Below are 18839 nucleotides of genomic sequence, written 5' to 3' on the forward strand. Positions count from 1 at the left end.
ATGGCACTACCAGATCGTGTGCCGCCTCAGAACATCGAAGCTGAGCAGGCAGTGCTCGGCGCGATGATGATCAAGAAAGAGGCGATCATCGAGGCGCAGGAGATCCTGCAGCCGGAGGACTTCTACCGCGAGGCGCACCGCCGCGTCTACGACGCGATGCTGAAGCTCGCGGAGAACGATGAGGCAGTCGACCTCGTCACGCTGACAGAGCAGCTGCGCAAGGACGGCGAGCTCGAGAAAATCGGCGGCATCCCGTTCATCACGACGATCGCCAATATCGTGCCGACGGCGGCCAATGTCACCTACCACGCGAAGATCGTCAAGGAGAAGGCCGAGTTGCGCCGCCTCATCGACGCGGCGACGGAGATCGCCGGCGCCGCCTATGAGGACTCGCAGCCCGTCGAGAACATCATGGACGCGGCCGAGCAGAAGATCCTCGCCGTGGCAGGCTCGCAGACGGCCAACGGCTTCGAGCCAATCAAGAGCATCCTCATGCGCACGTTCGAGCGCATCAACGTGCTCTACGAGTCAAAGGGCGGCATTACGGGCCTGCCGACGGGCTTCAAGGACCTCGACCGCCTGACGAGCGGCCTGCAGGCGTCCGACCTCATCCTCGTCGCCGCGCGCCCGTCAATGGGCAAGACGGCCTTCACGCTCAACATCGCCTCGTACGTCGGCCTGCACGGCGGCAAGGTCGCCTTTTTCTCGCTCGAGATGAGCAAGGAGCAGCTCATGCAGCGCATGCTCTGCTCCGAGGGCAGCATCGACTCGCAGCTCCTGCGCACGGGACAGCTCGGCGACGAGGACTGGACGAATCTCGTCACCGTCGCTGACAAGCTCAATCGCGCGCCAATCTACATCGACGACACAGCGGGCATCACCATCATGGACCTGCGCTCAAAGGCGCGCCGCCTCAAGGCGGAGCACGGCCTCGACCTCATCGTCATCGACTACCTGCAGCTCATGCAGGGCCGGCCGGGCAAGAACGGCGACAACCGCCAGCAGGAGATCTCCGAGATCTCGCGCTCCCTCAAGGCGCTCGCGCGCGAGCTCAACGTGCCGGTCATCGCTCTCTCGCAGCTCTCGCGCTCCGTCGAGGCGCGCCAGGTCAAGCGCCCGATGCTCTCCGACCTGCGCGAGTCCGGCTCTCTCGAGCAGGACGCCGATATCGTCATGTTCCTCTATCGCGAGGACTACTACGACAAGGACACGGAGCACAAGAACCAGACGGAAGTCATCATCGCCAAGCACCGCAACGGTCCTGTCGACACGGTCAATCTCTACTTCCAGAAGGAGTACACGAAGTTCCGCGATATGATCCGCGAGTGACGTTTTTTTGCTTGACAAAACGCAGTCTTCGTTATACACTTGGAATATGAAAACGGTCTCATAAAGAGGAATCGAATCGAAATGAGAGGAAAAGAGAAAAGGGGGAAATCTTCATGAAAGAGATTCGCTTGAACAGTCCGCTCAAGGGACAGCTCATCGAATTGAAAGATGTCAAGGACCCGGCTTTTGCCAGCGGCGCTATGGGTAAGGGCGCTGCCGTCAAGGATCCGGAGGGCAAGGTCTTCTCGCCAGTCGACGGCACCGTCACCGTGCTCTTCGGCACGAAGCATGCCATCGGCATCCATTCAGAGGATGGTGCAGATATCCTGATCCACGTCGGCATCGACACGGTCAACCTCGGCGGCAAGTACTTCGACGCCAAGATCGAGCAGGGCGATGCAATCAAGAAGGGCCAGCTCCTGCTCGAGTTCGACCCGGAGGGCATCAAGTCGGCCGGCTACGACACGACGACGCCGGTTCTCGTGACGAATGCCTTCGACTACGACAAGATCACCGTGGCGCTCGGCGACAAGGAAATCACGACGGTCACGGCGGAGCCGGCTGAAGAGGAAGCCCCCGCTGCAGAGGCTCCTGCAGAGCCGGAAGAGGACTACAGCGACCTCCCGAAGGAAGAGCGCGTCGCCAAGCTCATCTGGAAGTACGTTGGCGGCCGCGACAACGTCCGCAGCGCAGAGCACTGCGCGACGCGCCTGCGCCTGATCATCAACGACAAGTCGAAGCTCAATGAGAAGGCCATCGAGAATATCGACGGCGTCAAGGGCCAGTTCTTCGCCGCGGCCCAGTACCAGATCATTCTCGGCACGGGCTTCGTCGACAAGGTATTCGACGCCTTTGTTGCCGGCACAGGCCTCGCCGGTGCCAGCAACAACAAGGCTGAGGCATACGCACAGATGTCGATGGCCCAGAAGATTTCCCGCACGCTCGGTGACGTCTTCGTGCCGATCATCCCGGTCCTCGTCGCGACAGGTCTTTTCATGGGCCTGCGCGGTGCCAGCCTGAGCCTTGGCGTCCAGTTCAGCGACAATGTCCTGCGCATGAGCCAGATCCTCACGGATACGGCCTTCGCCTTCCTGCCGGCGCTCGTCTGCTGGTCCACGACGAAGCGCTTCGGCGGCACGCCGGTCATCGGCATCGTCCTCGGCCTCATGCTCGTCGCACCGCAGCTGCCGAACGCCTACGCAATCGCAGCCGGTGAGGCACAGCCAATCATGATGGACATCTTCGGCCTCAGCGTGCCGGTCGTCGGCTACCAGGGCTCCGTCCTGCCGGCCCTCGTCCTTGGCATCTTCGCCGCGAAGCTCCAGAAATGGCTCAAGACCTTCATCCCGGATGTCATCGACCTCATCGTCACGCCGTTCCTGACGCTCTTCATCTCCATGATTCTCGGCCTCCTCATCGTCGGCCCGATCATGCACTGGATTGAGCTCGCCGTCTTTGGTGCCATCCAGACGTTCCTCGCTCTGCCGTACGGCATCGGCGGCTTCATCGTCGGCGGCGTCCATCAGGTCATCGTCGTCTTCGGTGTCCACCACGTCTTCAACGCCCTTGAGGTCCAGCTCCTCGCCACGACGGGCGTCGATCCGTTCAACGCCATCATCACGGGCGCCATCATCGCACAGGGCGGTGCCGCTGCCGCTGTCGCAGCCCGCACAAAGAACAAGAAGAAGCGCGCTCTCTACGTTTCCTCGATCGTGCCGGCCTTCCTCGGCATCACGGAGCCGGTCATCTTCGGTATCAACCTGCGCCTCATGAAGCCGTTCCTCTACGCGCTCGTCGGCGGCGCCTGCGCAGGCGGCATTGCCGGCTTCCTGCACCTTGCCGGTACGGGCATGGGCATCACGGTGCTGCCGGGTACGCTCCTGTACCTCGACCACCTGCCGCAGTACATCCTCGTCAATGTCGTCGGTTTTGCCGTAGCGTTTGCTCTGACGTTCACGCTGTTTAACCCGGAAAAAGAGGACGAAGCGTAAGAACTCTATGAGGGCTGCCGTTACGGCAGCCCTTTTCTTGTTTGTATAGAAGGGAGATCCTTATGGAAAAGTTTGATAAGAAGGCCATCGATGCCAAGGTGGCGGCCGGCTTCCCCCTGACGGACCGCTGGCACAACCGCTTCCATCTCGAGATGCCGTTCGGCCTCATCAACGACCCGAATGGCATGACGTTCGCGAACGGCGAGTACCACATCTTCTACCAGTGGAACCCTCTGGGCTGCGAGCACAAGAACAAGTGCTGGGCACACGTGAAGACGCGCGACTTCGTCCACTACTCGCTGCCGGAACTCTCGCTCTGGCCGAGCGACGAGCACGACAAGGACGGCTGCTATTCGGGCTGCGGCTTCACGGAGAAGGGCGAGGTCCGCGTCTTCTACACCTGCAACGCCAAGAATGACGGCGTGCGCACGCCGGCACAGCGCCTGGGCACGCTGCAGGCCGACGGCCACGTCGAGAAGGACGAGATCGTCGTGCCGGACAGTCCCGAGGGCATCACGGGCCACTTCCGCGACCCGTACCTCTTCCACCGCCACGGCAAGCGCTACTTCGTCATCGGCGCGCAGGCGGACGAGGAGAAGCCGCGCGGCACGGTTCTCATCTACAAGGAGACGAAGGACGGCTGGCAGAATCTCGGCGAGCTCAAGACGCGCCTCCGGGACTTCGGTTACATGTGGGAGTGCCCAAACATGCTGCACTTCGGCAGCTACGACGCGTTGATCTTCTGCCCACAGGGTCTCGAGGCGCGCGAGTTCGACCGCCAGAACATCTACCAGGCCGGCTACATCGCAGGCCACCTGTCGCTCGACAGCATGGACATGATGCAGCACACGAAGTTCCAGGAGCTCGACCACGGCTTCGACTTCTATGCGCCGCAGGTCATCCAGCACGAAGGCCGCCACATCCTGCTCGGCTGGATGGGCATGCCGGACAAGGACGCAGAGTACCCGACGAGCGAGAAGGGCTGGATGTACAGCCTGACACTGCCGCGCGTGCTGACGCTGCGCCAGGGCCACATCTTTTCGCGCCCGGCCGCTGAGCTCAAGGCCCTGCGCATCGAGAGCACGGCCATCGACATCGATGCCGACATGGAGAGCAGCATTCTCACGCGTCTCTTCGACGGCTCGGAAGTCCTCTTGGACATCACGCTGGGCAAGGCGCAGAAGATCACGATGACGCTGGCCTACGGCCTCGAGAAGACAGTCTTCTCGTACGACCGCACGACGCAGGCCATGACGATCGACCGCACGGGCATGAAGAACGGCGGCCGCGGCGTGCGCCGCTTCAAGATGTTCGTCGACAAGGTGCTCTCGTTGCAGATGTTCGTCGACCGCGCCGCCGTCGAGGCCTTCTTCCAGCACGGCGAAGACGTGGCGAGCATGCTCGTCTTCCCCGAGAAGAACATCCGCCCCGAGCTGCGCATCGAGGCCGACGCCGCACTAGAGACGGTCACGGGCCGCGTCTGGGAGCTCGACGCCTTCCGCTTCAATCCCTGACAGACGTAACTGCATATAGAGAAAGCCCCGAAGCAGCGGACTGCTTCGGGGCTTTCTGTCTTGCAAACAGGACTGATAGAATCAGTTATTTACAGCACGTTTTTTTGGTGGGGCCGCCAATGCGACTCGGCGGATACGCTCAAATGGAATCTCTGCAAATGCATAGCGGATATCCAGATAAGTATCGGAACGTGTGAATGTGATCTTTTTCAATGTGAATTTCGTGGTAGCTTTGATACGTTCGATATAATACTGTGCGTCTTCCGCGGAGAAGGGACCCTGTTCGATGATAACGCGGATATTGTCGATCATCATGGGAAACACCTCCAACAAAACCGACGGCATGAAAGCAGGAAACCGGGCGGACCGACTCCTTCTGCCATGCACAGAAAACTTGCGGACTGTTGTAAGCGATGATAGGGATAGGGGCGTATTCCTTCACAACTTACGGCTATTATACTACAGTTTGAATCTGATGTTAAACTGTATTTTACGGCTATAGCGGGGAAAATGGTTCATTTTATGGAATTAATACCATATAGAGAACGTTTTCTATAAAAATTATTGCGAAATAGGCACATTTTCGCTTGAAAGAAGCGGCAGAACCCTGAGATAGTCAAAGTTCTGCCGCATTTTGATGCTATGATGCTGTCAATCAGATGAAATACATGAGGCTCTCGGTCGATTTCTCTTTGTCGATGGCCGTGAGGATGTCGTCGAGCGAGACAGAGGAGAGCGTCTTCTGGATGGCTTCGTCGAGCGGAGTGAAGACGCAGGCGGCGAGTGCGCGGTCGAGTTCCGGCATCTTCTCCTGGGCGGCGGGCGCCGTTTCCTCCATCAGAGAGAGTTCGATGGAGGAGAGGATATCGTACGGCGTGATCTCGCGCGGCGCGCGTGAGAGCTGGTAGCCGCCTTGGCTGCCCTTGATGGAATTGACGAGGCGCGCGCGCTTCAGCAGCGAGAATACCTGCTCGAGGTAGATCTTCGAGATGCCGAGCTTCTCCGAGATACTGACGATCGTGACCGGCGAGCCAGAAGCGTAATTGCGGGCCAGGTACGTCATGGCCGCAAGCCCGTAGCGGCCTTTAGCAGAAATCTTCATCGATATTCCCTCATTCCTAATAATCATATTGAAAATATATGTCATTCTTGTATGCTATATCATATTAGAAATACAGGAAAAAGTCAATCCCTATTGACAAGGCGCTGAGGCTGTGCTAATATATAAACATATTAATCATATATGTTTTAACTCGCACTGAAATGCACATGATATAAATGGAGGTATTCACCATGGGTAAAGTCTACAACAGCGTTACGGAACTGATCGGCGGCACGCCGCTCCTGAAGGCCAACAACTTCATCAAGGCCAATGACATCAAGGCTAACATCTACGTGAAGCTCGAGTACTTCAACCCGGCTGGCTCCGTCAAGGATCGCATCGCGAAGGCCATGATCGAGCAGGCCGAGAAAGACGGCAAACTGAAGCCGGGCGCTACGATCATCGAGCCGACCTCCGGCAACACGGGCATCGGCCTCGCCAGCGTCGCAGCAGCCCGCGGCTACAAAGCCATCCTGACGATGCCGGAGACGATGAGCGTCGAGCGCCGCAACCTGCTCAAGGCATACGGTGCGAAGATTGTCCTGACGGACGGCTCGAAGGGAATGAAGGGCGCCATCGCCAAGGCTGAGGAACTCGCCAAGGAAACACCGAACTCCTTCATCCCGGAGCAGTTCGCCAACCCGGCCAACCCGGCTGCCCATGAGGCGACGACGGGCCCGGAGATCTACAACGATCTCGACGGCAAGGTCGATGCCTTCATCGCTGGCGTCGGCACGGGCGGCACTCTCTCGGGCGTCGGCCACTACCTCAAGAAGCAGGACAAGGACATCCGCGTCGTCGCTGTAGAGCCGGCCACGAGCCCGGTCCTCTCGAAGGGCCAGGCAGGTCCGCACAAGATCCAGGGCATCGGCGCAGGCTTCGTGCCGGAGACGCTCGACACGAAGGTCTACGATGAAGTCATCGCCGTGCCGAATGAGGATGCCTTCAAGTACGGCCGCCAGTTCTCCCATGTCGAGGGCGTGCTCATTGGCATCTCCTCGGGCGCAGCACTCGCTGCTGCCATCGAGCTCGCCAAGCGTCCGGAGTTCGAGGGCAAGAACATCGTCGCTCTGTTGCCGGATACGGGCGACCGTTACCTCTCGACGGAACTCTTCGTCGAGTAATAAAGACACCTCCCACATATCACACGTCAGAGACAGGGGCCAGCGGCCCCTGTCTTTTCTTTGCCCAAAATTTTGTTGGATACGGGCGGAGATGGTATAATGAAAAGTATCATTTAATTTTGTATAGGAGGCTGCCGTCTTGCGTATTGTCGTGGTCGGAGCGGGCAAGCTGGGCTACAGCATCGCCTCGCTCCTCTCAAAAGAACAGTTCGACGTGATCGTCATCGATCACGATGAAGGCCAGTTGGAGGCCGTCAAGAACACACTCGATGTACTGACGATCTTCGCCAACGGTGCGAGCCCCATCACGATGAATGACCCCGATATCCGCGGGGCCGACATCCTCATCGCGGTGACGGCCAGCGACGAGGTCAACATGGTCGCCTGCATCCTCGCGAAGAAGCATGGCATCCGCCACACGATTGCGCGCATCCGCGATATGCAGTTCATGAGCGAGGCCAAGGACTACCTCAAGGAGAATTTCGACATCGACCTCATGCTCAACCCGGAGCTCATCACCGCCAACGAGATCAACCGCATCCTCATGACACCGGCTGCGCTCGATGTCGAGGACTTCGCACACGGCAAGATCCGGCTGTTCGAGACGAAAGTGCGTCGCTCGTCGCCGCTGGCGAATATCCCCCTGAAGGACATCGAGTTCCCGAAGGGCGTGCTGGCCGGCATGATCTTCCGCGACCACCGCATGATCATCCCGCACGGCGACGACTGTCTGCTGCCGCACGACAACGCCTATTTCATCGGCATCCCGGAGGAGATCGAGAAGTTCAGCCAGACCTTCGTGCAGCGCGACGCCCGCAAGCTGCACCGCGTCATCATCATCGGCGCGGGCCGCGCGGGCCGCGCGCTTGCGCCGATGCTCGAGAAGCAGGGCGTGCGCGTCAAGGTCATCGACAAGGACCCGGAGCGCTGCCGACTCATGGCGGACAAGCTCGTCGACGGCATCGCCATCTGCGGCGACGGCACGGACATCGACCTCTTGACAGAGGAAGGCGTGGCGGAGGCGGACGTCGTCGTCTGCCTGACGGAGGATGACAAGCTCAACCTCATGCTGGCGCTGCTCGCGCGCCACATGTCGCACAACAAGACGAAGACGGTCGTGCGCGTCGCGCGCAACGAGTACGTGGAGCTCATGGAGAAAGTCGGTGTCGACATTGTTCTCTCGGCCCGCCTGCTCTCGGCGAGCGAGGTCCTGGCCTTCGCGCGCCGCGGCGGCGTCGTCTCGGTATCGCTGCTCGAGGGCGCCAAGGCGGAGGCCGTCGAGGTCATCGTGCAGGAAGGCGCGCCTGTGGCGGGCAAGCCTCTGATGGAGGCCAAGCTGCCGCGCGCCTGCCTCGTCTGCGCCTATGTGCGCGACGGCGAGGCCGTCATCCCGAACGGCGCGACCGTCCTCCAGCCGGGCGACCGGACGATCCTCTTCATCCAGACGCAGTTCTCCAAGAAGGTCATGCAGTATTTCAAGGGCAGGGAATGAGATGATCAAGCTCCAACAGCGAAAACGCCAGCTGGACATCTTCTGGCTGCTCATGGGCGGCGTCGCGTCCATCGTGGGGCTCGCCCTGCTCGTGCCGTTTGCGGACAGCCTGCTCTGGCATGAGGAGAAGAGCTGGGCCTTCCTCGTGCCGGCCGTGCTCTCTCTGGCTCTTGGCCTGGGCTTTGGCTGGCTCGGCCGCGACCACAAGCGCCAGATCGATGTCTGGGAAGGCGCGCTCTTCATGGTGCTCGTCTGGCCGCTGCTCTCCGTCCTCGGCATGATGCCCTACGTGCTCTCAGGTGTCCTGACGAGCCCTGTCGACGCGTTCTTCGAGAGCGTGGCCGCTATCACGACGACGGGGCTCTCGTGCCTCGACTACGCGCGCAGCGACATGGCGCGGAGCCTCATCCTCTGGCACAGCATCATGAACTGGCTCGGCGGCCTCAACTTCATTATCATCCTGTCGACCGTCCTGCCGCAGGTCAGCGGCTGTTTCGGCCTCACCCTGTCGGCGCGCCAGAGCATTTTTTTCAGTCCTGTCTGGAACAAGATGGCGGAGTCGGCGCGCCAGGGGCTGGGCGTCTACGCCGCTCTGACGGGGCTCTCGTTTGCGCTCTACCTGCTGGCCGGACTCGACCCCTTCGCAGCCCTGACGCAGTCGATGGTGACGCTGTCGTCGAGCGGCTCGGCTGACCCGGGTTACTTCATCGCCTATGACAGCATCGCGCTGGAACTCGCGGCCGGCATCTCGATGCTGCTCTCGGGCCTCAATCCGCTGCTCTGCTGGAAGGTCTGGGACAGGCTGAGCTTCCGGCTCATGCTGCGCGATACGGAACTGCAGGCTTACGCGGGGCTCTTTCTCGCGAGCGGTGTGCTCGTCGCCTGGAATCTCTGCCGCTCGGGTGTCTACGATGCGTCGGAGAGCCTGCGCTACGGTCTGTTCCAGACGGCGGCCTTCCTGTCGACGGGCGGCTTTGTTTCCGCGCCGTGCTGGGACTGGCCGGATTTCTCGCGCCTCGTGCTCTTCGTGCTCGTCTTTGTCGGCGGCTGCATCGGCAGCGCGGGCGGTGGCCTCAAGGTCATGCGCCTGCTCGTGCTCATGCGCATGGGCGTGACGGAAGTCCGCCACACCCTGCACCCACACATGGTCGTCAGCATCAAGATCGACGGGCTGCCCGTGCCGATGAAGATTGTCGGGCGCATCCTGTCGTTCTTTTTCCTGTTTTTGAGCATCTTCATCGTCTCCACGCTCGTCATCTCACTCTCGGGCATCAGCCTCATGCAGGCGATGGGCGTTGCGGCGGGCTGCCTGACGAGCGCAGGCTCGACGGCAGATCTCTTCGGCATCATGAGCTTTGCGGAGGCGCCCGACTGGATGGAGCTCTTCTGCGCTTTCATCATGATCATCGGGCGTATCGAGCTCTTCTCGTTCTTTGTGCTGCTCGACGGAGGCATCCGCTCTGTCGGACGCCATTGGTGATTGGTTTTGTAAGGGAATCGATACAGATAGAAAGGAGGTTAGGGGATGAACTGGGATATCATCTGTTACGTGCTCGGGCGCCTCGTCCTGGCGGAGGCCGTCATCCTCGGCATCCCCTTCCTCATGGCGCTCTACGGCTGGGAGAGGAGTGCGCCGGCCTTTGCTGTCTCCATCTGCATCTGCGTGCTCGTGGGGCTCGCGCTGCGCGTCAACGGCCGCTCCGGCAATGAGCAGCTGACGATGCGCGAGGGCGCGGCCATCACGGGCCTCGGCTGGCTGCTCGCGACCTTCCTCGGCATGCTGCCGTATCTTTTGAGCGGCTCTTTGGGCTTCCTCGACGGCATCTTTGAGAGCATCTCAGGTTTTACGGGCACGGGCGCGACCGTCATGACGAGCATCGAGTCGCAGCCGTTCAGCATCCTGTTCTGGCGCATGATGACGCACTGGTTCGGCGGCCTCGGCATCATCGTCATCTTCATCGCGCTGCTGCCGCAGGCCGGCCAGAGCACGGTCTACATGTACAACGCTGAGACGACGGGGCCGACGCGCGACCGCGTCTTGCCGCGCCTGCGCGAGATGACGCGCTCGCTCTTCCTCATGTACATGGTTTTCACCGTCACGGCCTGCGTCATCTATCTCTTCTGCGGCCTCACCTTCCTCGACGCCATCGCGCACGCGATGAGCACGCTCGGCACGGGCGGCTTCTCGCTCTACGACGACAACGCCATGCACTTCGACAACCCCGCGCTCGAGGGATGGATGACCTTCTTCATGATCCTCGCGGGCGGCAACTTCGGCCTCTACTACCGCGTCTGGAAAAAGGGGCCGCGCGTGCTCAAGAACAACACGGAGTTCAAGGCCTACCTCGTGATCCTCGCAGCGGCCATGCTGCTGATCACCGTGAATCTCATCGATGCGATGGGCATGAAGCCCGTCGAGGCTTTCCGTTATGCGAGCTTCCAGGTCGGCTCGCTCTCGACGACGGGCTTCGTCTCAGCCGACTTCGACCAGTGGCCCGCTTTCTCGAAGGGCGTTTTGATGATGCTAATGATCAGCGGCGGCTGCGCAGGCTCGACGGCCAGTGGCGTCAAAGTCTCGCGCGTCGTCCTGCTCGCCAAGAACGCCTGGGCCGTTGTCCATCAGAAACTCAGCCCGCGCCGTGTCATCCGTGCGCACATGAACGGCATCGAGGTCGGCGGCGACATCCTGCTGCGCGTCGGGCAGTTCTTCTTCCTCTACATCCTTTGCATCGTCCTCTGGGCGCTGCTCCTGACCTTCGACGGCATCGGCGCCTTCGACGCCCTTGGCATCAGCATCACCACCCTCGGCAACGTCGGCCCCGCCTTCGGTATAGCCGGCGCCACCTGCAACTTCGCTGGCCTCTCTGACTTCACCAAGAGCATCCTCTGCATCGAGATGCTCTTAGGCCGCCTCGAACTCTTCACCCTGCTCGTCATGCTGAGCCCGGAATTCTGGAAAATCCGCAATCGCTGGTGAAGGTGGGAAAGTGTTGCGCAACGTTACTTAGGGAAATTCTTACCTGGCGGGGATACCTGTTTCGGCTTCGGCGTGGATCTTCATTTGTGTTTAGCGCTCTCGGGCAGATTGCGTGATGGGCGGGGGGATGTATTCTGGCTTCGTCGCTCCGTTAAATGTGCCCCATGTTTCTAGCCGTCCTTGAAGTTATTTCGCCGCCTGCCGCGGCGAATCTTCTTTATGGCACAGGAGCAGCTTGAGGCCCATTCAGCGGAAGTCCGAAGCCGAAAAAGGTCCACCCCGCCACGCGAGAAGAGTACTAAGTAACGTAGTAGGACAGTTTATCGCGTATTTGTCAATGATAAATCCCACATCGCCGCTTCCTAGGGCGTCTTTTTTTGTGCTATACTGAAACCATCATGAAAGGTGGAATCATTATGGTCAGTAACCTGATCGTCGCAGTCTGCGCGATTATCCCGTTGTTTTTCCTGATGCTCATCGGTGTAGCCGTCAAGAAGATGAAGCTGCTCACCGAGCTGGAGCTCGCCCATGTCAACCGCATGGTCTTCAAGATCTTCTTTTTCTTCATGATGTTCTACAACATCTACACGACTGACATCGCCGAGACATTCCGGCCGCATCTCATCCTGTTCGGTGCCCTAGGCGTGCTCGCGTCGGCGCTCATCGGCGGCATCATCATCTGTCTGCTCGAGAAGTCGAACAAGCGGCGCGGGGCGATGATCCAGGCCATCTTCCGCAGCAACTTCGTCATCATGGGCATCCCGATCATCAGCAATATCTTTGGCGACGACCAGCTGGCCATCCCGACGATGATGATCGCGATCATCGTGCCGATCTACAACATCGTCTCTGTCTTCATCCTCGAGACGTTCCGCGGCGGCCATTTCTACCTGCCCGGCATTCTCCTCGGCGTGCTCAAGAACCCGATGATCCTCGGCGCGATTCTCGGCTTCTCCATGCTGCTTCTCGGCATCCCTCTGCCAAAGGTCATCCTCAAGCCGGTCAGCCAGCTCGCTGCTGCGACGACGCCGATGGCACTCATTATTCTCGGCGCTTCCTTCAAGGCGGGCAGCTACCACGAGCATTTGCCACAGCTCGTCGGCTGCGTCCTCGGCAGGCTCATCATCGTGCCGACCATCATGCTGGGCCTGGCCATCTTTGTGGGCTTCCGCGGCGTCGAACTCGTCACACTCATGGCCATCTTCGCGACGCCGTGCGCCGTTGCCGGTTACGCCATGGCACAGCAGATGGGCAGTGATGCCGACCTCGCCGGCAACTGCGTCGTCTACACGACGGGGCTCTCGTGCTTCACGATCTTCGGCTGGGTCTTCGTCTTGAAGACGCTCGGCCTGTTCTGATGCTCTGGAGAACATCTTGTCGTATCCTTTCAGGGATGGTATCATTTTGTATTGAAAAGGAATAAGAAATGCATTCGTCAAGGGGGAACGGATATGCGTCTCGATGAAATCATCAACACCCACCGCCAGTCGCTCAACGACACCGACATGGTCATCTGGAAATACATCCTGCAGCACCGGGAGATGGCGCGCCACATCTCCATCCATGAGCTCGCAAAGTCCTGCTGCGTCTCGAGTACGACGATCGTGCGCTTCGCGCAGAAGCTCGGACTCGACGGCTTCGGCGAGCTCAAGGCCATCCTCAAGATGGAGGAGCAGGAGACGCCGCACTACAATTCGAACGTGCTCGAGGACCTCAGCGACTTCTACCTCAAGACAGGCGAGAAGATCTTCAAGCGCAACTTCGACAGCGCGAGCCGACTCGTGCATGAGGCCAACCGCGTCTTCACGTTTGCCTCGGGCTACGTACAGGCCAACGTCCTGCAGGAGCTCAAGCGGCTGTTCTTCTACGACAACGTTTTCCTCTATGAGATACCGGCCCGCGAGGAATTCTATTCGCTGCTGAACACCTTGACGAAGGATGACCTCTTCATCATCGTCTCGCTGTCGGGCGAGACGCCGACTGTTGTCGAGTTCGCCCGCGAGCTCCAGCTGCGCGACATCCCGCTGATCTCCATCACGAAGCTCCACGACAACACGCTCGCGAGCCTCTCGACCGTCAACCTCTACATCTCGCCGGCCGAGTTCCAGCTCTACGATGCCGAGGACGGCAAGCACATCTCCTTCAAGTCGATGATGCCGTACTTCATGCTCATCGAGGTCTGGTATGTCAAGTACCGCATGTACGTGCATCGATTGAAAGAGAAAACTATTCAGTCAACAATATAAAGAAAGACTGCCTGCAAACCCTCGCAGCACCTCGCGTGTACCAAGATACGCCAGATGTACCGTGGTACACGAAAGGGGTGATGTGCCTAAAGGCCGCGAAACTATTGCGTTTGCGGTCTTTTTTTTGTATCCTTTAGGTACAAGATAACCGAGGGGGTGATCGGGGGATTGCAATCACCCAGCTCGGAAACCAAGTCGAATCGATAACAATATCGAATTGGCAAGAACTCATAAGGGTATGTTTAAGAAATAGGGGGTATGAACATGTCGATCAAGAAAGATCGCGTCATGCAAGAATTGCAGCGGTTTGGCGGCGCAATGTACACGCCGGTCATCCTGTTCGCATTCTTCGGTCTCACGGTTGCCATCTCGATTGTCTGCAAGAACACCATGCTTCTCGGCAGCATTGCAGATAAAGGCACAGTCTGGTACGATTTCTGGTTCGTCGTCGAACAGGGTGCCTGGACGGTATTTGCCCAGATGCCAATCCTCTTCGCCATCGCCGTTCCAATCGGCTTCGCGAAAAAGGAACCTGCGCGCTGCGCAATGGAGTCCTTCGTCATCTACATGTGCTTCAACTACTTCATATCCGCATTCCTGACGCTGCACGGCAGCTTCTTCGGAGTGGATTACAGCCAGGCAGCTGGTGCGGGCACAGGCCTTGCGATGATCGCGAACATCAAGACGCTCGACATGGGCATGCTCGGCGCCATCTTCATCGCCTGTTGCTCCTCTTGGATCCACAACCACTTCTATGATACGGAGATCCCGGACTGGCTCGGCATCTTCAAGGGCCCTGCCTTTGTTGTAGCCGTCGGCTTCGCCGTCATGATCCCGATGGCACTGCTCTTCTGCTTCGTATGGCCGGCTGTCCAGCACGCCATTGAGCAGTTCCAGTTCTTCCTCAAGACGAGCGGCATCGTCGGCGTATGGTGCTACACCTTCTCCGAACGAATCCTCCTGCCGGCAGGCCTGCATCACTTCATCTACCTGCCGTTCATCTTCGGCCCGGCCGTCTGCGATGGCGGTATCCAGGCTTACTGGCTCCAGCATCTCAATGACTTCGCTACGAGCGCTCATTCCCTGAAAGAGATGTTCCCGGAAGGCGGCTTCGCCCTCCACGGCATGTCGAAGGTCTTCGGCCTGCCTGGCGCTGCACTTGCCATGTACTTCTGCGCAAAACCGGAGAAGCGCAAGAAAGTCGCAACGCTCCTGATCCCGGCCACGATTACGGCCGTCCTCTGCGGCATCACTGAGCCGCTTGAGTTCACCTTCCTCTTCGTCGCACCGCTCCTCTACGCTGTGCATGCCGTTCTCGCGGCAACGCTTTCCGCAACGCTTTACTTCTTCGGCCTTTCCGGTAACTTCGGCGGCGGCCTCATCGATTGCTTCGTCCAGAACTGGATCCCGCTGTTCAAGTATCATGCAGGCACCTACATCATGCAGATCATCGTAGGCCTCTGCTTCACCGCAATCTACTTCTTCGTATTCCGTTACCTCATCCTCAAGAACGACTACAAGACGCCGGGCCGCACGGACGACGATGAAGAGGACAAGCTCTTCTCGAAAGCCGAGTACAAGGCCAAGAAAGAGATGGAGAAGAAGGGCCTCGCCAACAACCCGGAAGCTCTGAAGGCTCAGGTCTTCCTCGACAACCTCGGCGGCCCGTCCAATATCAAGGAAGTCACGAACTGCGCAACGCGTCTGCGCGTCACGGTCGCTGATCCGGATAAAGTCGCATCGGCAAGCAAGTTCACGAAGGCTGGCGCATTCGGCCTCGTCAAGAACGGCCATGCGATCCAGGTCATCGTCGGCCTCTCCGTACCGAATGTCCGCAGCTATTTCGATGCCCTGCTCAAGGGCGATCTCGCTGACGTAGCCGTCGAGGCAAAGGCAGCAGCTGATCCGAGCGAGCCTGTCAAGACGGACCTCTCGATGAAACTCAAGGCATTTGCTTCCGGCAAGCTCATCGACATGACGGAAGTCCCGGACGACGTATTCTCCCAGAAGATGATGGGCGACGGCGTTGCTATCGAGCCGACGACGGAAATGGTCGTAGCTCCGGCTGACGGCGAAGTCACCATGATCATGGAAGGTTCCTATCACGCCATCGGCCTGCGCCTGACGAACGGCGCCGAGATCCTCATCCACATCGGCCTCGACACGGTCAAGATGGGCGGCAAGGGCTTCCGCTGCCTGACGAAGACGGGTGCGAAGGTCAAGGCCGGCGACGAACTCATCGGCTTTAATCGCGAGGCCATCAAGGCTGCGGGCTACAAGGATACGATCATCCTCGCTGTCACGAACAGCGGTGACTATCCGCAGATGAAGAAAGCTGCAGACGGAGACGTCAAAGTAAACGAAACCCCGATCATCTCCTTCTGATGTCCCATCGATAAGAAATGAGAGTGGAGTGTGGAGTGCTCCACACTCCTCTTTCTTATTTCTCGGAGATCCTCAGAAGAAAGGAGCATATACATGAATGAATTGAAATGGTGGCAGAAAACCATCGTCTATCAGATCTATCCGAAGAGTTTCCAGGATACGACCGGGACGGGCGTGGGTGACATCCCAGGTGTCACGAGCCATCTCGACTACCTGAAGTCCCTCGGCACGGGAGCCATCTGGCTCACGCCGGTCTACCCATCGCCGATGGTCGACAATGGATATGATATTTCCGATTACTGCGGGATCGACCCGTCGTACGGCACGATGGAGGACATGGAAGAGCTCATCGCCGAGGCGAAGAAGCGCGACATCCGCATCGTCATGGACCTCGTATTCAACCACAGCTCTGACCAGCACCCGTGGTTCCTCGAGTCGAAGAAGGACCGCACGAATCCCAAGGCCGACTGGTACATCTGGCGCGACGCCAAGCCGGACGGCTCGGCTCCGACGAACTGGAGAGCCATCTTCGGCGGCTCGGCCTGGACGTGGTGCGAGGAGCGCCAGCAGTACTACCTGCACACGTTCGCTGAGGCGCAGCCGGATCTCAACTGGGAGAACCCGGAGGTGCGCCAGGCGCTCTTTAACGCCGCGAACTTCTGGCTCGACAAGGGCGTCGGCGGCTTCCGCATCGATGCCATCGTCTACATCAAGAAGCCGGCGTTCAAGGACGGCCCGGTTGACGGTGCTGACGGCCTCTCCGGCATCCACGAGATGACGGCCAACACGCCGGGCATCCTCGACTTCCTGCACGAGTTCCGCCGCAACGTCTTCGACGGCCACGACATCTTCACGGTCGGCGAGGCCAACGGCGTCAGCCCGGAGGAACTGCCGCAGTGGGTCGGCAAGGACGGTGTCTTCTCGATGCTCTTCGAGTTCAGCCACCTCGAGCTCTCCTACCCGGAGGGCGAGATCTGGTGCAAGCGCTTCGCCTGGAAGCTCGGCCAGCTCAAGGATGCCCTGTCAGCCAGCCAGGCTGCGACGGCAAAAGAGGGCTGGTATCCGATCTTCTTCGAGAACCACGACCAGAACCGCGCGATGCACCGCTACTTCCCGGAGGGCACCGACCCGAAGGTGGCAGCCAAGGCGCTGGCGACCGTGCTCTTCACGCTGCGCGGCACGCCTTTCGTCTACGAAGGCGAAGAGATCGGCATGACGAATACGGCCTTCCCGAAGATCGAGGACTACAATGATATCTCGACGCATGGCCAGTATGAATACGCCCTCAAAGAGGGCCTCTCGCCAGAAGAAGCACTCAAGGCCGTGCAGTTCCAGAGCCGCGACAACGCGCGCACGCCGATGCAGTGGACGCGCGACACGAACGCAGGCTTCACGACCGGCAAGCCGTGGCTGCCTGTCCACAAGGATTTCATGGACTGCTGTGTCGAGGCGGAGAGCGAGGACGGCACATCCGTGCTGAGCTACTACCGCCAGATGAACCGTGAGCGCACGGAGGGCAAAGCCTCTGAGATCCTGCTGCAGGGCTCCTATGAAGAGCTGCTGCACGAGGATGAGCACGTCTACGCATTCAAACGCGTGCTTGGGGAGCATGCGGCGTACACGGTCGTCAATTTCACGAATGATACTGTTACATACGATAGCAGCGTCCTTGAGGATGCCGACATCCTGATCGGCAACTACGAGAATGCCAAGAAGGGAACTCTTAGACCGGCGGAAGCCGTCGTCTATGTCAAATGAGGAGGAACGATGATGAAAGTAGCCGCTAGTGATTACGATGGAACGCTGTTCCGTCAGGACAGGATCGCCAAGAGCGATGCCGAGGCAATCAAGAAATGGCGTGAAGCCGGGCATAAGTTTGGCGTTGTCTCGGGACGCGACCACGGCATGCTCGTGCCGCAGCTCCAGCACTATGGTGTCGGCTACGATTATCTCGCCTGCAATAACGGCGGCATCATCTGTGCAGCCAACGGTACGGTGCTCTGGGAAGCAGAAATCGCTCCGGAGATGCTGGCCGCGCTGACGCATCTGCCGCTCGTGCGCAAGTCCTTCCATTTTGCCCTGTCCGCCGCGGACCGCACTTACCTCTGCCATGCGTCGGAAGGTACTTGGGTCATCCGCGAGGCGAAGCAGTGGAACTTCCCGATTGTCAACATCGAGGAGAGCGAAGTCGGCCATCTGCCGCAGACCATCCACCAGTTCGCCCTCGGCTTCACGAATCCCGAGGACGCCTTCGCCGCGAGTGATGAGGTCAATGCCAAGTTCGGCGACGTCGTGCACGCCTACCCGAACCGCTGTGCCGTCGATATCACGCCGAAGGAGATCAGCAAGGAACAGGCTGTCGACCACACGCTCAAGTTGATGGGGTGGCAGGATGCTGAGATCTTCGCCATCGGCGACGAGGTCAACGACCTGCCGATGATTGAGGCATTCAGCGGGTATACAGTAGAGACAGCCCGCGATGCCATCAAGGCAAAGGCCCGCTGCGCCTACGAGAGCGTCGGCGCCATGCTGCTCGCCAACCTTTAATCAGCCCCCGCGCGCATGTATTTGCGTGTACATATATTTCTTTTGACCTGTGACATGTTTACAGGAATTCCCCCTTTGGGTGTGTAACGGTTCTGTCCTCTATCACACACAGAACCGTTATCGCCTGCTTTT

The 18839-nt window shown here is 59.3% G+C and carries 14 protein-coding genes; 12 read left to right on the plus strand and 2 right to left on the minus strand.

Annotation, left to right across the window (positions count from 1 at the left end):
* From dnaB to QDI87_RS07745, 3 genes are all read left to right on the plus strand, one after another.
* Positions 1-1329, plus strand: coding sequence for a replicative DNA helicase (gene dnaB / locus QDI87_RS07735; RefSeq protein ID WP_036377293.1), 1329 nt, complete (start codon positions 1-3; stop codon positions 1327-1329).
* 113 nt (positions 1330-1442) lie between these two features.
* Positions 1443-3320, plus strand: a complete 1878-nt coding sequence (locus QDI87_RS07740; protein WP_055161803.1) for a glucose PTS transporter subunit IIA — start codon at positions 1443-1445, stop codon at positions 3318-3320.
* 62 nt (positions 3321-3382) lie between these two features.
* Positions 3383-4834: a glycoside hydrolase family 32 protein gene (locus QDI87_RS07745; protein WP_278742809.1), complete on the plus strand. Its 1452-nt coding sequence runs from the start codon at positions 3383-3385 to the stop codon at positions 4832-4834.
* 81 nt (positions 4835-4915) lie between these two features.
* Here QDI87_RS07745 and QDI87_RS07750 read toward each other — a convergent pair whose 3' ends face one another.
* Both QDI87_RS07750 and QDI87_RS07755 read right to left on the minus strand, forming a co-directional pair.
* On the minus strand, positions 4916-5149 hold the full coding sequence (locus tag QDI87_RS07750; RefSeq protein WP_036377296.1) for a hypothetical protein: 234 nt from the start codon (positions 5147-5149) through the stop codon (positions 4916-4918).
* Between the two features lie 340 nt (positions 5150-5489).
* Positions 5490-5936, minus strand: coding sequence for an RrF2 family transcriptional regulator (locus tag QDI87_RS07755; protein ID WP_036377161.1), 447 nt, complete (start codon positions 5934-5936; stop codon positions 5490-5492).
* 191 nt (positions 5937-6127) lie between these two features.
* On the opposite strand from QDI87_RS07755, the gene cysK reads away from it, so the two are divergent.
* The 9 genes from cysK (at position 6128) to QDI87_RS07800 (ending at position 18707) form a co-directional block, all read left to right on the plus strand.
* Positions 6128-7060 (plus strand): cysteine synthase A, encoded by a 933-nt coding sequence (gene cysK, locus QDI87_RS07760; RefSeq protein ID WP_226867278.1) that lies wholly within the window; start codon positions 6128-6130, stop codon positions 7058-7060.
* 139 nt (positions 7061-7199) lie between these two features.
* Entirely contained in the window at positions 7200-8552 is a 1353-nt protein-coding gene (trkA, locus tag QDI87_RS07765; protein ID WP_036377167.1) for a Trk system potassium transporter TrkA, read from the plus strand.
* Position 8553: 1 nt separating this feature from the next.
* Complete coding sequence (locus QDI87_RS07770; protein ID WP_278742814.1) at positions 8554-10032, plus strand: TrkH family potassium uptake protein; 1479 nt, start codon at positions 8554-8556, stop codon at positions 10030-10032.
* Positions 10033-10077: 45 nt separating this feature from the next.
* The gene (locus QDI87_RS07775) at positions 10078-11529 is read left to right on the plus strand and encodes a TrkH family potassium uptake protein (RefSeq protein ID WP_036377170.1); all 1452 of its coding nucleotides are present in this window, start codon (positions 10078-10080) and stop codon (positions 11527-11529) included.
* Positions 11530-11945: 416 nt separating this feature from the next.
* Positions 11946-12887 carry an AEC family transporter gene (locus tag QDI87_RS07780; protein WP_055161794.1) on the plus strand — a complete coding sequence of 314 codons (942 nt, stop codon included), beginning with the start codon at positions 11946-11948 and terminating at the stop codon, positions 12885-12887.
* Between the two features lie 93 nt (positions 12888-12980).
* Complete coding sequence (locus tag QDI87_RS07785) at positions 12981-13775, plus strand: MurR/RpiR family transcriptional regulator (RefSeq protein WP_036377176.1); 795 nt, start codon at positions 12981-12983, stop codon at positions 13773-13775.
* 264 nt (positions 13776-14039) lie between these two features.
* Entirely contained in the window at positions 14040-16160 is a 2121-nt protein-coding gene (locus QDI87_RS07790) for an alpha-glucoside-specific PTS transporter subunit IIBC (protein WP_278742818.1), read from the plus strand.
* A gap of 93 nt (positions 16161-16253) precedes the next feature.
* On the plus strand, positions 16254-17918 hold the full coding sequence (locus QDI87_RS07795) for an alpha-glucosidase (protein WP_278742821.1): 1665 nt from the start codon (positions 16254-16256) through the stop codon (positions 17916-17918).
* A gap of 12 nt (positions 17919-17930) precedes the next feature.
* On the plus strand, positions 17931-18707 hold the full coding sequence (locus tag QDI87_RS07800; RefSeq protein ID WP_036377185.1) for an HAD-IIB family hydrolase: 777 nt from the start codon (positions 17931-17933) through the stop codon (positions 18705-18707).
* The last annotated feature ends 132 nt before the right edge of the window (positions 18708-18839 follow it).

It is taken from the genome of Mitsuokella jalaludinii, from assembly GCF_928722185.1.
In the GTDB taxonomy this organism is placed as follows: Bacteria; Bacillota; Negativicutes; order Selenomonadales; family Selenomonadaceae; genus Mitsuokella; species Mitsuokella jalaludinii.

Coding starts and splice junctions, on each gene's coding strand:
- QDI87_RS07745 (WP_278742809.1), top strand. CDS start 3,383: ATGGAAAAGTTTGATAAGAAGGCCATCGATGCCAAGGTGGCGGCCGGC.
- QDI87_RS07780 (WP_055161794.1), top strand. CDS start 11,946: ATGGTCAGTAACCTGATCGTCGCAGTCTGCGCGATTATCCCGTTGTTT.
- QDI87_RS07790 (WP_278742818.1), top strand. CDS start 14,040: ATGTCGATCAAGAAAGATCGCGTCATGCAAGAATTGCAGCGGTTTGGC.
- QDI87_RS07775 (WP_036377170.1), top strand. CDS start 10,078: ATGAACTGGGATATCATCTGTTACGTGCTCGGGCGCCTCGTCCTGGCG.
- dnaB (WP_036377293.1), top strand. CDS start 1: ATGGCACTACCAGATCGTGTGCCGCCTCAGAACATCGAAGCTGAGCAG.
- QDI87_RS07800 (WP_036377185.1), top strand. CDS start 17,931: ATGAAAGTAGCCGCTAGTGATTACGATGGAACGCTGTTCCGTCAGGAC.
- QDI87_RS07755 (WP_036377161.1), bottom strand. CDS start 5,936: ATGAAGATTTCTGCTAAAGGCCGCTACGGGCTTGCGGCCATGACGTAC.
- QDI87_RS07740 (WP_055161803.1), top strand. CDS start 1,443: ATGAAAGAGATTCGCTTGAACAGTCCGCTCAAGGGACAGCTCATCGAA.
- QDI87_RS07795 (WP_278742821.1), top strand. CDS start 16,254: ATGAATGAATTGAAATGGTGGCAGAAAACCATCGTCTATCAGATCTAT.
- QDI87_RS07785 (WP_036377176.1), top strand. CDS start 12,981: ATGCGTCTCGATGAAATCATCAACACCCACCGCCAGTCGCTCAACGAC.
- cysK (WP_226867278.1), top strand. CDS start 6,128: ATGGGTAAAGTCTACAACAGCGTTACGGAACTGATCGGCGGCACGCCG.
- QDI87_RS07750 (WP_036377296.1), bottom strand. CDS start 5,149: ATGATGATCGACAATATCCGCGTTATCATCGAACAGGGTCCCTTCTCC.
- QDI87_RS07770 (WP_278742814.1), top strand. CDS start 8,554: ATGATCAAGCTCCAACAGCGAAAACGCCAGCTGGACATCTTCTGGCTG.